11 protein-coding genes and 2 pseudogenes are annotated in these 15,218 nt (G+C 36.9%); 4 read left to right on the forward strand and 9 right to left on the reverse strand.

The window, feature by feature from the left end; genetic code table 11:
* Positions 1-5: 5 nt before the first annotated feature.
* From nrdE to nrdH, 3 genes are read right to left on the reverse strand one after another with little or no spacing between them, the layout of a single operon-like run.
* Complete coding sequence (nrdE, locus tag ACFILN_RS08175) at positions 6-2,156, reverse strand: class 1b ribonucleoside-diphosphate reductase subunit alpha (RefSeq protein ID WP_273790606.1); 2,151 nt, start codon at positions 2,154-2,156, stop codon at positions 6-8.
* Positions 2,138-2,536, reverse strand: a complete 399-nt coding sequence (gene nrdI / locus ACFILN_RS08180; RefSeq protein ID WP_273790607.1) for a class Ib ribonucleoside-diphosphate reductase assembly flavoprotein NrdI — start codon at positions 2,534-2,536, stop codon at positions 2,138-2,140. Before nrdI ends, nrdE begins: the two co-directional genes overlap by 19 nt.
* On the reverse strand, positions 2,536-2,760 hold the full coding sequence (gene nrdH, locus ACFILN_RS08185; protein WP_273790608.1) for a glutaredoxin-like protein NrdH: 225 nt from the start codon (positions 2,758-2,760) through the stop codon (positions 2,536-2,538). Before nrdH ends, nrdI begins: the two co-directional genes overlap by 1 nt.
* A gap of 682 nt (positions 2,761-3,442) precedes the next feature.
* Between nrdH and ACFILN_RS08190 the strand changes: the two are divergent.
* The 4 genes and pseudogenes from ACFILN_RS08190 (at position 3,443) to ACFILN_RS08205 (ending at position 7,840) form a co-directional block, all read left to right on the forward strand.
* Positions 3,443-4,196 (forward strand): annotated as a pseudogene (locus ACFILN_RS08190) (ABC transporter ATP-binding protein).
* A gap of 3 nt (positions 4,197-4,199) precedes the next feature.
* Positions 4,200-5,069 (forward strand): metal ABC transporter permease, encoded by an 870-nt coding sequence (locus tag ACFILN_RS08195; RefSeq protein ID WP_375631086.1) that lies wholly within the window; start codon positions 4,200-4,202, stop codon positions 5,067-5,069.
* 10 nt (positions 5,070-5,079) lie between these two features.
* Positions 5,080-5,997: a metal ABC transporter solute-binding protein, Zn/Mn family gene (locus ACFILN_RS08200; RefSeq protein ID WP_375631087.1), complete on the forward strand. Its 918-nt coding sequence runs from the start codon at positions 5,080-5,082 to the stop codon at positions 5,995-5,997.
* 1,642 nt (positions 5,998-7,639) lie between these two features.
* Positions 7,640-7,840 (forward strand): annotated as a pseudogene (locus ACFILN_RS08205) (DNA-binding protein).
* 28 nt (positions 7,841-7,868) lie between these two features.
* On the opposite strand, the gene ACFILN_RS08210 reads toward ACFILN_RS08205, so the two are convergent.
* From ACFILN_RS08210 to guaA, 6 genes are all read right to left on the reverse strand, one after another.
* Entirely contained in the window at positions 7,869-8,915 is a 1,047-nt protein-coding gene (locus tag ACFILN_RS08210) for a sn-glycerol-3-phosphate import ATP-binding protein UgpC (RefSeq protein ID WP_375631088.1), read from the reverse strand.
* A gap of 2 nt (positions 8,916-8,917) precedes the next feature.
* Positions 8,918-9,769, reverse strand: coding sequence for a sn-glycerol-3-phosphate ABC transporter permease UgpE (ugpE, locus tag ACFILN_RS08215; protein WP_375637593.1), 852 nt, complete (start codon positions 9,767-9,769; stop codon positions 8,918-8,920).
* A gap of 10 nt (positions 9,770-9,779) precedes the next feature.
* The gene (gene ugpA, locus ACFILN_RS08220; RefSeq protein ID WP_375643385.1) at positions 9,780-10,664 is read right to left on the reverse strand and encodes a sn-glycerol-3-phosphate ABC transporter permease UgpA; all 885 of its coding nucleotides are present in this window, start codon (positions 10,662-10,664) and stop codon (positions 9,780-9,782) included.
* Positions 10,665-10,759: 95 nt separating this feature from the next.
* Entirely contained in the window at positions 10,760-12,094 is a 1,335-nt protein-coding gene (ugpB, locus tag ACFILN_RS08225; RefSeq protein WP_375663560.1) for a sn-glycerol-3-phosphate ABC transporter substrate-binding protein UgpB, read from the reverse strand.
* 757 nt (positions 12,095-12,851) lie between these two features.
* On the reverse strand, positions 12,852-13,574 hold the full coding sequence (locus tag ACFILN_RS08230; protein ID WP_273790616.1) for a glycerophosphodiester phosphodiesterase family protein: 723 nt from the start codon (positions 13,572-13,574) through the stop codon (positions 12,852-12,854).
* 76 nt (positions 13,575-13,650) lie between these two features.
* Positions 13,651-15,207 carry a glutamine-hydrolyzing GMP synthase gene (guaA, locus tag ACFILN_RS08235; protein ID WP_375663296.1) on the reverse strand — a complete coding sequence of 519 codons (1,557 nt, stop codon included), beginning with the start codon at positions 15,205-15,207 and terminating at the stop codon, positions 13,651-13,653.
* Positions 15,208-15,218: the final 11 nt, after the last annotated feature.

Genomic DNA, 15,218 nt, shown 5'->3' on the forward strand with positions numbered 1-15,218 from the left:
ATCTCCTATAAACTGCAAGAAACACAGCCATCAACTTCCGTTCCACTTAATGCTACTTGCCGTAACCGTACATAGTAAATACTCTTGATACCCTTTTTCCAAGCATAAATTTGTGCGCGGTTAATATCACGTGTGGTCGCTGTATCAGGAAAAAATAATGTTAATGAAAGACCTTGATCAACATGCTGTGTTGCAGCAGCATAGGTATCTATAATTTTTTCAGGGCCAATCTCATAAGCATCTTGGTAAAAATTCAAATTCGTATTATCCATATAAGGAGCGGGATAATAAACGCGTCCAATTTTTCCCTCTTTACGAATTTCAATTTTTGAAGCAATTGGATGAATAGAAGAAGTGGCATGATTAATATAGGAAATAGATCCCGTAGGTGGAACTGCCTGCAAATTGCGGTTATAAAGCCCATACTCAATAACTAATTTTTTGAGTTCCTGCCAATCCTTTTGATCTGGGATAACAATATTATTCCGTGCAAAAAGCTCTTGCACAAGCGCAAATTGCGGTTTCCATTCTTTTTCAATATATTTTTCGAAAAAACTTCCATCTGCATAAGCTGATTTTTCAAACCCTGCAAACATTTCTTGACGTTCGTGCGCAATTAAATTGGAAGCCCGTATGGCATGATATGTCACAATATAAAAATAGATATTGGTAAAATCAATCGCTTCTGGAGACCCATAATAGATCTGCTCACGCGCTAGAAACCCATGCAAATTCATTTGTCCCAAACCAATCGCATGACTTTCAGCATTGCCTTTCGCAATGGAAGGCACACAGGCAATATTGCTCATATCCGAAACAGCAGTAAGAGCACGAACAGCAGATTCCACGGTCTGTCCAAAATCAGGACTTTCCATTGCTTTGGCAATATTCATGGATCCAAGATTACAGGATATATCACTTCCAATCGTGCGATAAGTTAAATCTGTCTCCAGTTCACTCGCCTCACTCACCTGCAAAATTTCTGAACATAAATTGCTCATACTTATGCGCCCAGCTATCGGATTCGATCGATTAGCAGTATCCTCAAATAAAATATAGGGATAACCGGACTCAAATTGAATTTCCGCTAATGTCTGGAAAAAAACGCGTGCACTTATTTTCTTTTTACGAATCTTTGCATTATCAACAAAAGAACGATAATGCTCCGTTAAAGAAATATCGCTAAAAGGCTTACCTGTCACACGCTCGATATCATACGATGAGAAGAGATACATATCCTCATTATTCCGTGCAAGCTCAAAAGTAATATCAGGAATAACGACACCAAGCGAAAGCGTTTTAATTCTAACTTTTTCATCAGCATTTTCACGCTTTGTATCCAAAAATTTCATAATATCTAAATGATGAGCATGCAAATAAACAGCTCCAGCCCCCTGTCGTGCCCCAAGCTGATTGGCATAAGAAAAAGAATCTTCCAAGAGTTTCATCACCGGTAAAACACCTGAGGACTGATTTTCTATTTGCTTAATTGGTGCCCCTGCTTCCCGCAAATTCGTTAAACAAAGCGCCACACCTCCACCACGTTTTGAAAGCTGCAAAGCCGAATTAACCGCACGACCTATCGATTCCATATTATCTTCAACACGTAGCAAAAAACACGAAACCAATTCACCTCGTTGTTTTTTCCCAGCATTTAAAAATGTCGGTGTTGCCGGTTGAAAACGTCCTGTAATAATTTCATCCACAAAATTTTCAGCAAGAGCTTTATTCCCTTGTGCCAAATATAAAGCTACAAGACAGACGCGATCTTCATAACGTTCAAGATAACGTTTCCCATCAAAAGTCTTCAGTGTATAGCTGGTATAATACTTAAATGCGCCTAAAAAGGTAGGAAAACGAAACTTAAATGCATAAGCACGTTTAAAAAGTTTTTTAATAAAAGAAAAATCATAAAGCTCAAATAAAGCTTTTTCATAATAACCTTCTTCTATTAAGTAATCTATTTTTTCCTTCAGATTATGAAAAAAAACTGTATTTTGATTAACATGCTGAAGAAAATATTGCCGTGCGGCAAGCCGATCCATATCAAATTGAATATGACCATTTTCATCATAAAGATTAAGCATTGCATTCAGCGCATGATAATCAGTAATCTGATCCGATTTCTGCGATTGTCCTATACCAATTGTTTCCAAAATATTTCCAATCCCTTTTTTACATAAATAACGTCTTCATCAGTTCCACGCAGCTCAAAACGATAAAGGCAAGGTACACAACATTTTTCAGCAATAATTTTACTTGCTAAATTATAATAGCGACCAAAATTACGATTCCCACCGCCAATAACACCACAAATTAATTTTCGGTTCTCAGCTTCATTAAGAAACTGGACAACGGCTTTCGGCACTGCCCCTCTTCCTTCACCATCTGCATATGTAGGAACAACCAGTACATAAGGTTCACCAACCAATGCAGAAGGCTTTCTTTTATCAATTTTGAAGAGTCGTTGACCAAGCTGCGAGACAAAATGCTGTGTATTACCCGTTGCACTCGAATAATAAACAATAAGCCCCATTAAGCACAAAGACCACTAATCATATCTGGTCTAAAACCAGACCAATGATTTTCACCACAAACAACGACAGGAACCTGACGATACCCCAGAGATTGAACAAAACTGTATGCTTGTTCATCACAGGAAATATCAACAACACGATAACGAATGCCTTTTGCATCAAAAGCGCGGCGTGTAGCATCACATTGGACACAAGATGGTTTACTATAAATAGTGATCGACATTTTCTTCAACTTTCACAATTCCAAACAATCAACCCTCAAAGGTCAATCTAATAATTTTATAGGTACTCAAGAATAACAAAAAATAGAAATTGTACGCAAAGCATGTGGTTATTTTTCAAATAGTACACAGCTTCCTGAATATAACAGAATTCCTCATCAAATAACTTCAAAGACTATGATGAGAATAAGAGATTATTCTACAACTTAAATGGCAAAGTCCCCTAGTTATAAAACAATCTTTTGCTTGCATTACAATTCCCTCCTGCTGTCTAAAAAACTAACGTTCTAAACTACCGTTTTCCAAGAGCTCTGTTTTACTCTTTTACGGCAAAAATCAATTACAAAAATGAAAGGGAATCCTTCCAAAAGAGATCCTTCAGCAAAAATACTGCTATACCCTTGGTCAATAAACTCTTTACAATAATGGAAATAACTTAGATACCAAACGAAACACACTAACACCCTCTCTTGTGCTTATTTAGAATCACCAATCATTTTGATACTATATATAGTATATACTCTCTCTCTTTCGTCAAGGTGAATTCAATTATTATTTTTAATTTTCCACGATCTTCCCACTAAAATTTTCAGTACTCAAAACTATGTAATAATATAACATTTTGTTGACAAACGTTATATTATTACATAGTTTCCAAAATAATAAGCAACGATGGTAAAAAATATGGATCTGCTCTTCAATAAGACAACATTAGGCTATAGGAATAGAATAGCAATAAAGAACTTTTCAGCAAAGTTAAAAGCTGGTTCATTGGTCGCAATAACAGGTGATAATGGCGCTGGAAAATCGACACTGCTAAAAGCCATCGCCGGATTGATTAAACCTCTTAAGGGAAAAATTATAAAACAAAAAAAAAAGTCGCATTGCTTATCTTGCTCAGCAATGTGATATAGATCAAACATTTCCAATTGATGTGAAAACGCTTGTAAAAACAGGACTGTGGTCTTTTTGTGGATTATGGAAAAATCAACGCCCTTATGATTCTAAGATTCAAAATGCGCTTAAAATGGTTGGGCTTACAGAACTCGCACCCCGTTCACTTGAAACATTATCAGGCGGGCAATTACAACGCGCTCTTTTTGCACGTATCATTGTGCAAGATGCCAATATTATTTTGCTTGATGAACCTTTCAATGGTGTAGATCATAGTACCCAAAAAGACCTTCTTGCACTGATCACATACTGGCAACAGCAAGGACGCACAATTCTCACCGCACTCCATAACCCTCTCATCGTGCAAGAATTTTTCCCCCAAATGATTCAAATTGATCAACAAAACGCCTTTTATGGAGAAACAACACAGTTTTTAAACAACACCATTCATCACGTTATGCCACCTCTCTCATCCAATTCTTTCCCTGTTAGCGCACAAAAACAAAATCTTCCCATCAATGATCCTCTCTTTCTTAGGTTATAAGACGTGTATGCATTTTTTCTTGCCCCCTTTGTTGATTTCCAATTTATGCAAAACGCCCTTATCGGTTCTATTTTCCTGTCTATTAGCGCTTGTCCTGTTGGTGTGTTTTTGATGCTCCGTGGAATGAGCTTGACAGGAGATGCTATCTCTCATGCCATTCTTCCTGGTGTTGCAACTGCTTTTCTGATTTGTGGTTTTTCCCTCATATCTATGACACTTGGTGGCATCTTCGCTGGTCTTATTGTTGCTTTAGCAACCATTTTGATTTCACGAAACAGCTTTCAGAAAGAAGATGCATCCATGACCGTCTTTTATCTTATTGCACTCGCGGCAGGTGTCATTATTATCTCACTGAAAGACTCAACAATTGAGCTGCTTCATCTCTTATTCGGATCGGTTCTTGCACTTGATGCACAAGCCCTTTGGTTAATCGCTACTATAATGCTGATTACACTATGCAGCCTTTGTATTTTTTGGCGTGCACTCGTTTTAGAAAGCTTTGACCCCCTCTTTTTTAAATCACTCTCTCCATTGAGTAAATATATTCATATTTCATTGCTTGGACTTGTGGTGTTGAATCTGGTTGGAGGCTTTCAATCACTAGGAACATTACTCTCCGTTGGCATTATGATGATTCCAGCCATTACAGCCCGTTTTTGGTTTTCACGGCTAGGCCCTATTTGCGCGCTTTCCACTCTTTTTGGAATCATTTCTAGCGTATGTGGTCTTCTGCTTTCTTTTCATCTTTCACTTCCCTCCGGCCCTGCTATCATCATTGCCGCAGGATTTATTTATCTTGTTTCCTGTTTGATAAGTCCACGTGGCTTTATTGTAACATGGTTTCCCCACCTCTTTTATACCTCCTCACTTTAAGGAAAAAAATGTGCCTAAGTTTGCTCAAAAATTTGCTCTTCTTGGAGCTTTATTGCTTGCCCTTTCTCCATTTTCTGCTTCTGCACACAATAAAATCAAAGTTGTTGCGAGCTTTTCTATTCTCGCAGATCTCGTCAAAAATGTAGGAGACAACCATATCTCTATGACCACTTTTGTAGGTCCCAATGCGAATACCCACACTTATGAACCTACCCCCCATGATGCTCAAGCTCTTAGAAATGCTCAAATTATTTTCATCAACGGGCTTCATTTAGAAGGATTTATTGATCGCCTCATTACAGCAAGTGGTACAAAAGCACTTCTTGTCGAAGTTAGCGCTAACATTCCCTCCCTCAAAATGAAAAATCAAGAACATAATGCCCATCACCACCACAGCGTTATTGATCCACACGCTTGGCAAACCATTCCCAATGTCAAAATCTATGTGAAGAATATCGCTGCTGCTTTTTGTAAAATCGATCCACAATCCTGCACCAGCTACAAAAAAAATGCCGAAACCTACATTCAAAAACTTAAAATAGCACAAGATACCCTGAAAACAAAAATTGCTACTATTCCTAAAGATAAACGTATCATTATCACATCTCATGACGCCTTTGGCTATTTTGCCAAGGAATATGGTTTTACTATCCTTGCCCCTCAAAGTGCTTCAACAGAAGCTGAAGCATCCGCAGCCGATGTTGCTAAACTTATCAAACAAATTAAAGCGAATAAAGCAGCTGCACTATTCGTTGAAAATATCTCTAATCCCCGTCTCATAAAACAGATTGCAAAAGAAACAGGTTTAACAATTGGTGGAACACTTTATTCTGATGCATTGTCAAACAAAAATGGTCCAGCAGCAACTTATCTCGATATGATGGAACATAATGTGAATACCATCATTGATGCCATCACAAAACATTAAGATCTTCTACAAAAGAGATAAAAAAGAGTTCATAAAATCATAAGTCTATGATTATATTACTAATGATGCCCAACATCTATAATTGATAACATTGATATGAAATAAAGTGACTTTTACAGAGAAATTTATATTCTATAGATTCTAAGATAGATAAAGTAAGTGGATTTATTACCTCATGGTGCCCAAACCATTAGCAGTAGCATTCTACTTTTCAATGATTCTTTTACAATAACTCTCGACACTTGAAACGATTCATAAGAAGCATTTGGTGTTTCTTTCTTAAAATATTTTTATCTATCCAACTCCATTTATAACATGCAAGTGGGATTAGCGTATGAATAAAAACCACTTGAAGAAAAAATGCCTCTTCTAAAGAGTCTCAACACAATAATTGTTGCAATGTTGGAGACTGAAAGAGAGTATGATGATGTCCCCAGCTTGCACTTTTATAAGCATAAAGATGGCGATACACTGTGGATTTTATGTTATACCACTCATAAAAGACTGCGTGAAAAAATAGTTGGAACAACCTTGCAAGATATTTTTTAAAACAAGTGCGTGAATTGGCAACCCAATAGCCTTCTGTTTAGGTATTCTGTTTTGTATGAGAGGTGCAACTCTATTCAAAGAACGTAATAAAAAAATGTGCTCAGCAATGCGTAATCTCCATTATGTAAGAGACATTGGCTCAGATTTTTTTTTGAAAATCGCAATACTAAATTAAAAGATGAGGCTAAGGATAGAAACTATTTTTTATCTTGATGCTTTCATATTCTCCCTAAATTAAGCTGTCTCCTCATTTTAGAAATTACATAAGAAGACAAGCTTATTCCACTCTGACATACAAAAACTGAATACAGCACCGAACCGTCTTCATATTTGTCTCAAACATACTGCTGTATAAAGTTTAGGTTGATTTATAAGCAACAAAAAAGCACGCGCTTTATAAGAAAGTAATATCATAAAACCATTAATAGACTGGCAATATATTGAAAAAATATACCAGATTTTATAAAATGCTTTGCAAAACAATAATATAACTGTCTTTGTCTCTGCTGATTCTTATAGGTGTTCGCACCAATCCCTTATGTTATATTCATAAAGATCTGTTTTAGGATGATCTATAGGCAATTTTTAACTCAAGACTATAGAAAGATCGATGAGATGTTACAGATGTGTTTCATCTGCTTTTATCGTTAACAGTCATGAAAATTCTAAAACAAGCACGCCTTCTATATCTCAGTGATTTTTTGCAACTTATCAGATACCCTCGCTGAGAATTGCATAGTGATTTACATGAGAAAAAATAAACTTGTAGCATGCGCGCATAGGTTTCTCTCTAATTTATGTGATTGGTAGAAAAAACAAATGCTTCTTATAGGAGCTCTGAAACCATTTTAGATCATATGGTCAGCGGTAAAATAGAATGCGCCTATTCTCGTACAGACTATTTAGAACAGCGTCGTATTTTGTGGATCAAATAGACTTCTTATGTTAGGGATCAAAGCTAAGATATGGGGTGCATCCTCCCTTATCTGTGACGCATTTTTTCTCTCTATTTCTCTCATTTACTTTTTATAAGATACATAAATTATTACATCAAGAAACATATGATAATATGTTGTTTTTTATAATGAAAATGATGTTTGAAAATAATATTCTTCTTACAGACCGTGAAACCGCAAAATTTTTTCATATAAATGTTTTGACATTCTCAGCGCCATGGGACAATGGATCATTACCAAAACTATTAAAATTTTGTTTTTAATCCCGCCGGTTACAACCTGATTTTGTAAATGTAATCGAGAAAGTCAAAAAGCAACATTATCATGACGCAGCATAAAAGAGAGTCGTGTCACATCAATTAATGCTTACTTATTATTTGTGCGCTTTCCTGTGTTTTTATTAAAAGTATGAAAATTCTGATGAGCAACTGTGAAACTTAGTTTTTGACCATATTCGTATGTCAAGCGTTCTTTTATTTCAATCGTAAAGATGATATCATTCCAACGCGTTAAAACATGGCAACCCGTTCCAATAGGCTTGATAAGCTCAATTTTTGTGTGAAAGACTGGTCCTTTATCTGGATGTTCGCCCAATAAGATTATTTCAGGTCTGAATGCTAAAAGATCAGTTTCTTCGCCATAAGTAAATGAATGCCCTAAATGTTGTTCTAAGACATGGCGATCAAGAAAATTCATAGGAGGAGAACCAATAAAATCAGCAACAAATGTTGTTGCTGGAGTATCGTAAATTTCCATTGGTGTTCCAATTTGCTCGATAGCTCCTTTATTCAAAACGACTATTCTATCAGCTAATGTCATAGCTTCTAGTTGATCATGGGTAACATAGAGGCTCGTTGTTCCTAATGAACGCTGTAGTGTTTTTATTTCAATACACATTTGCGCCCGTAATTTTGCATCAAGATTTGAAAGAGGTTCATCAAAGAGAAAAACACGGGGTTGACGTACAATCACACGCCCCATTGCAACACGCTGACGTTGTCCTCCTGATAATTGTCGTGGTTTACGATCAAGAAATGGTTCTATCTCCAAAAGCTTTGCAGCATGTGCGATACGTTTTTTAATTTCTTCTTTAGGGGTTTTACGATTTTTAAGACCATATTCTAAATTTCCACGAACTGTCATATGGGGATAAAGGGCATAATTTTGAAAAACCATAGCGATATCACGATCAGCTGGTTCACGATCATTGATACATTCGTTATCAATGCATAATTCACCTGAGGTAACTTGTTCAAGTCCTGCTATAATACGTAATAAGGTCGATTTTCCGCACCCTGAAGGACCGACAAGAACAAGAAGTTCTTTATCGGCAACAGTTAAGTTTAAATCATCAATGACCAGAATGCCGTTGTCATACTGTTTTTTTATATTTGATAACTGGATTATGGCCACAATTACTTCTCCGTTTCAATAAGGCCTTTGATAAAAAGCCGCTGCATGAAGATAACAACAAGAACAGGGGGAACCATGGCAACAACCGATACTGCCATGAGTATATTCCATTGAGGATCATGTTGAAGTGATTCGACAATAAGCTGTTTTAAAATAATAAGGATCGTTTGATGATTTTGATCCGTTGTGATGATAAGAGGCCAGAGATATTGTATCCATCCATAAATGAACATAATGATAAATAAAGCAGCGATATTGCTTTTACTAAGAGGAAGAAGGATATCCTTAAAAAATTTAACTGGACCTGCACCATCAACACGTGCCGCCTCTAAGAGTTCATCTGGAACAGTCAAAAAAAACTGGCGAAATAAAAATGTAGCGGTTGCAGATGCAATAAGTGGAATAATCATTCCACTATAGGTGTTAACCATCCCCAATTTTGCAACAATCTCATAGGTTGGAAGAATACGAACTTCGACAGGGAGCATCAATGTAACAAAAATAAGAACAAAAGCAGTTTTTCGGAAGGGAAAGCGCATGTAAATAATTGCATAAGCAGACAAAAGTGAAATAATAATTTTTCCAATACTAATCCCAAGAGCCATAATGAATGAATTCATTAAGAGTGGCCAGAGGTTGGGCAAACCTAGCCGTGCAAGGCCATCACCAAAGATTGTTTTATAATTTTCCAGAGCGTATTTCCCAGGCAAAAGAGGAAGTGTTCCTGAGTTAAATGCTGCTGAACTATGAGTTGATGCAATGATAGCAACATAAACTGGAAAGCAAATAATGATAATACCAACAATGAGAGTAATATGGGTTAGAAATTTCAAAACAGGGCGATTTTCAACCATAATTTGTTTCCTAATATTGTACACGGCGCTCAATCCAGCGAAACTGGATAAACGTTAAGACAATAACCATCAACATCAATATTGTTGATTGTGCTGCTGATGCACCGATTATTTGATTTCTAAAGCCATCGTCATATACTTTATAGACGAGTATGCTCGTTGCACGCGCAGGACCTCCAGAAGTTGTATTATCAATAATACCAAAAGTATCAAACATAACATAATTGACATTGACAATAAGAAGGAAAAACGTCGTTGGTGAAATTTGCGGGAAGACCACTGTCCAAAATCGTTTAAAGGGACCAGCACCATCAATGGCGGCTGCTTCTATTTGAGAACGCGGAACAGACTGAAGACCTGTAAGAAAAAAGAGAAAATTGTAAGAAATTTGTTTCCAACTAGCCGCAATGACAATAAGAATCATTGCTTGAGTGCCATTAATACGATAATTCCATAGCACTCCTATTTTCTCGAGAAGAAAAGGCATAATTCCGATGGTGGGATGAAAGATAAACAGCCATAATATACCTGCCAATACTGGAGCAACAGCATAGGGCCAAAGCAAAAGCATTGTATAAGCCTTTTTTGCACGGATGACACGATCAACACAGACAGCTAAGAGAAGTGATATTGTCATTGAAGCGACAGTAACTGAGATGGAAAATACTGCGGTTGTAAGAAGCGATTGCCGATAAGTAGGATCAGAAAGAACGGTTAGATAATTCTCAAAACCAATAAAGGTTGTTGTAAAGCCAAAAGGGTCTTCACGCTCAAAAGATGATTTTATTGCTTGAGCAGCAGGCCAAAAGAAAAACAAAAAAGTCACAAAAAGCTGAGGAAAAAGCAGTCCATAAGAAAGTAGATTATTTTTAAAATATGCATGTTTTTCTTGCATTCGTAGGGCTCTTTAAATGTAGAGACTTTAAAAAGGTAAACAAAAAGGACTCAACTGTTTTTGTTGAGTCTTTAATGTTTAACAATAAAACGAAATTAATGATTAGATCTTTCAAATTCACGCAAGAGTTTATTTCCACGTTCAACGGTCTCATCTAAACCATCTTTCGGCGTTTTTGAACCACTAAGAACAGCTTCCAACTCTTGATCAAGAATGGCACGGATTTGTGGTAAATTACCAAATCTTATCCCTTTTGAGTTAACTGTTGGTGGATTAAGATTAATCTGTTTGATAGCTATATCCGCACCTGGCGTTTTTTCATAGAAATGTTGTTTTTTACTCAATTCATAAGTTGCTTTTGTGGTTGGAAGATAACCTGTCTCCTGATGCCATTTTGCTTGATTTTCTGTTTTCGAAAGAAATTTAAGAAAAGCGGCTGCCCCTGCATATTCCTTTGGGGTATGGCCCTTAAACGCCCAAATAGAAGCTCCCCCAATAACTGAATTTTGTGGTGCTCCTTCTGTATCCTTATAGTACGGTAGCATACCAACCCCCACATTAAACTGAGCTTCAGAAACAATTCCAGCATGTGATCCTGAAGATTGCATAAAAATTGCACAATTTTGTGCCATAAACATTGGTGTTGAATCTAATGCACCTGCTGGACCACCATAGCGGAAAATACCTTGATCAGACCACTTTTTCAGGTCAGTCCACATACGCACTTGTAAAGGTCCATTAAATGTAAGTTCTGAATCAAGTCCTTTAAAGCCATTTTCCTTTGTTCCAAACGGAACATTATGCAACGCTGAAAAATTTTCTATACCAATCCATTGAGCGGCATAAGCCATTGTAAAACCACAAGTTGCTGCTTTAGTCTCAAGAATTTTTTTGGAAAAGTTTTCTATATCTTGCCACGTTTTAGGAGGCTGTTCTGGATCAAGCCCTGCTTTTTTAAAGATATCTTTGTTATAATAAAGGATGGGTGTTGAAATATTGAATGGCATAGAAACCATACGCCCCTGTTCATCGGAGTAATAACCACTAATAGCAGGGAAATAATCTGTAGGATCAAATTCTTGTTTTGTATCAGCCATAAGTTGATAAAATGGGTAGATTGCGCCTTTTGCAGCCATCATAGTTCCAGTACCAACGTCATAAATTTGGGCAAGTACTGGCTGTTTCTTTCCACGAAATGCTGCAATAAGTGAAATCAACCCCTCTTCATATTCACCGCGATATGAAGAAACAACTTTATACTCAGATTGACTTGCATTAAAATCGTTAATGAGACTTTCAGTTTGCTTTCCTAATTCACCACTCATAGAATGCCAAAAGCTGATTTTTGTCTGCGCAAAACTTGCTGTTATTCCCGCTGTGGACATTATGATAGCAACCGTGGCCGCTATGGAAAGATAAAAACGACTCATGGTTCACCCTTTCTGAAGTGATGGAATACAAACTACCCCTAAATTTATAGTATTACACATGAACATGCTATGACAGTTTTATTTCAGAAACATATTCTCTCATTTAAACAGGAACCACCAAAAGGTCAAATGAATTTGTTTAAATTTATTCATTTTCTTTTATAAGCATTCTTATGTATTAACGAAGAGACAAATAAAACTTTTCTTAAAATTAAAAATCATTTTGAGCGCTTAATAGTCTCTTTCCCTGTAACAAGATCACGCCCCTCACGCAAAACAAAATGACAATGTATGACCAATTTCCATGCTGTTAAAAAATCTTTCAATACATCTACATTTCGTGATAGCTCCTATAATATAAGCCATAAAGCCTCTCCACTAAAGTATATAAGACTTTTTGTATACCATCACTTTTACACTTCATAAAAGTGCAAAACGACATCATCATGTGAGACCCTAATGCTTCAACAAATCTTGCATTTAAAATACGTTAAATGAATATTTTTATTCTTTTCTCAATCATTTTTTATCCACACACCAACCCTGCTTGTAATGTGCAAAGGAATGATTTTGATTGATTCATTGTAAAAAGATTTGAAATAAGAAAATCTTATGTATTAAGGTCTATTATTCACATGAATAAACCATTAATTATCATTATAAATCAATGTATTATTGTTATATATTAGATAATTTTTATTCTTTTATTACGCTAACTTTATGAAAATATATAGTTCCTTTTGTGTTGATGTGTTTTTTACCTTTGTGCACGCAATTGCAATGCGAGATCAGGTTGATCTGTCGTAATGTAATGTACAGGCATATCAAGCCAATGTGATAACCGAGCTTTTCCATTAATTGTCCATACCCCTACAGTAAAACCAGCCTCAAGAGCTGATTCAATAAAGTTCTGTGAAACAATGGAGCCATCTAAACTTAGATCAGAATAACCTAATTGCTTCCATTCAGAAAAATGACGGTACATATCACCTTCAAAATTATCAACACATGGACCAGATGGTATTCCTGCTTCAATAAAAGGACGAAGGATAAAAGGATCAAAACTAATTGCAGAAACCCGTTCTAATAAATTTCGGCTTTTTATTAGTGCAAGCGCTTTTTGGGATAATATTGTTTCACGCTCCACTTCACCACATGTTTTGATTTCAAGATGCAACGCAACATTCGTTGGTGCTAAAAGATCAAGCACTTCTTCTAATAAGGGAGGTGCTTCTTGGCTTCCTTTCACGCAGAGTTGTTTGCGTGTTTCATTATCAATGTCGTGAATATACCCCTTTTTCCCAACCAATTGGTCTAAACGGAAGTCGTGAAAGACAACCACTTCACCGCTTTTCAGCAAATGAACGTCGCATTCAACTTCATCAACACCTAACGCTATAGCATTATTAAATGCTGAAAGGGTATTTTCAGGATAAAGATGAGCTCCTCCACGGTGTGCAACAATTTTTTTCTCAGACATGCAAAATCCCACACTTCTCAATTTTAAACGATATTGACGTACAGATTGTCAGATAAAGGCTTATTCTTCATTTCAATTATTCCCATTCAATAGTACCAGGAGGCTTTGAGGTTACATCATATACAACACGATTAATCCCTCTAACTTCGTTAATAATACGTGCTGCTGTCTTACTTAAAAATGCCATATCATAGGGATAAAAATCAGCGGTCATTCCATCTACAGATGTGACAGCGCGAAGAGCACAAACAAATTCATAAGTGCGATCATCCCCCATAACACCAACAGTTTGAACTGGAAGAAGAACAGCAAAAGCTTGCCAAATTTCATCATAAAGACCGGCCTTACGGATTTCCTCAAGATAAATAGCATCTGCTTCGCGTAAAATTTCTAATTTTTCACGTGTTACAGCACCTGGACACCGAATTGCAAGGCCGGGACCTGGAAAAGGATGGCGACCAATAAACTGCTCCGGTAGCCCTAACTCTCGTCCTAGCGAGCGAACCTCATCCTTAAAGAGCTCACGTAACGGTTCTACAAGTTTCATCTTCATCTGTTCTGGTAGCCCACCCACATTATGATGGCTTTTAATGGTTACCGTTTCACCAATAGCAGACACACTCTCAATAACATCTGGATAAAGTGTTCCTTGTGCTAAAAACTCTGCACCTCCTATTTTTTTCGTTTCTTCTTCAAAAACTTCAATAAAAAGGCGACCAATTGTTTTGCGTTTTTTTTCTGGATCTGTCTCACCTTTTAAAGCATTAAGAAACACATCAGCAGCATTAACGTGAATAAGCTCTATATTATAGTGATCACGAAAGAGCGTGAGAACTTCTTCAGCTTCATTCTTGCGCATCAGCCCATGGTCTACCAAAATACATGTCAGTTGATCTCCTATAGCTTCATGAAGGAGTACCGCTACAACAGATGAATCCACTCCCCCTGAAAGACCACAAATCACACGACTTTTCCCAACTTTTTGTCGTATCGTAGCAATTGCCTGCTCACGATAAGAAGCCATTGACCAATTGCCTGTAATAGCAGAGATCTTATGAACAAAATTTTGCAAAAGTTTTGTACCATCCGGTGTATGGATAACTTCAGGATGAAACTGTACCGCATAAAAATGTCTTTTTTCATCCGCAATAGCCGCATAGGGAGCTCCTTTTGAGGTTCCTATGACACGAAAACCTTCTGGTAAAGCTGCCACACGGTCACCATGGCTCATCCATACTTGATAACGAGAACCTTTTTTCCACACTCCATCAAAAAGGGCACTCTCTTCTTGCACTTCCAAAAAAGCACGCCCAAATTCACGCTCATGCCCAACTTCAACCTTTCCTCCAAGCTGAACACACATGACTTGTTCACCATAGCAAATACCCAGAATCGGAATACCCGCCTCAAAAATTTCCATTGGAGCACGCGGAGAGCCCTCATCAATAACGGAATAAGGACTCCCTGATAAAATAATAGCTTTAGGATTTATGCGGCGCACAACTTCTAAAGCCAATTGAAAAGGAGCAATTTCACAATATACCCCCATTGCTCGTACCCGTCGTGCAATAAGTTGTGTAACTTGTGAACCAAAGTCAATAATAAGAACAGTGTCTGGATGTGATATGCTCATAGAAAACCAAT

This window comes from Bartonella sp. CL434QHHD, from assembly GCF_042195145.1.
Classification (GTDB): domain Bacteria; phylum Pseudomonadota; class Alphaproteobacteria; order Rhizobiales; family Rhizobiaceae; genus Bartonella.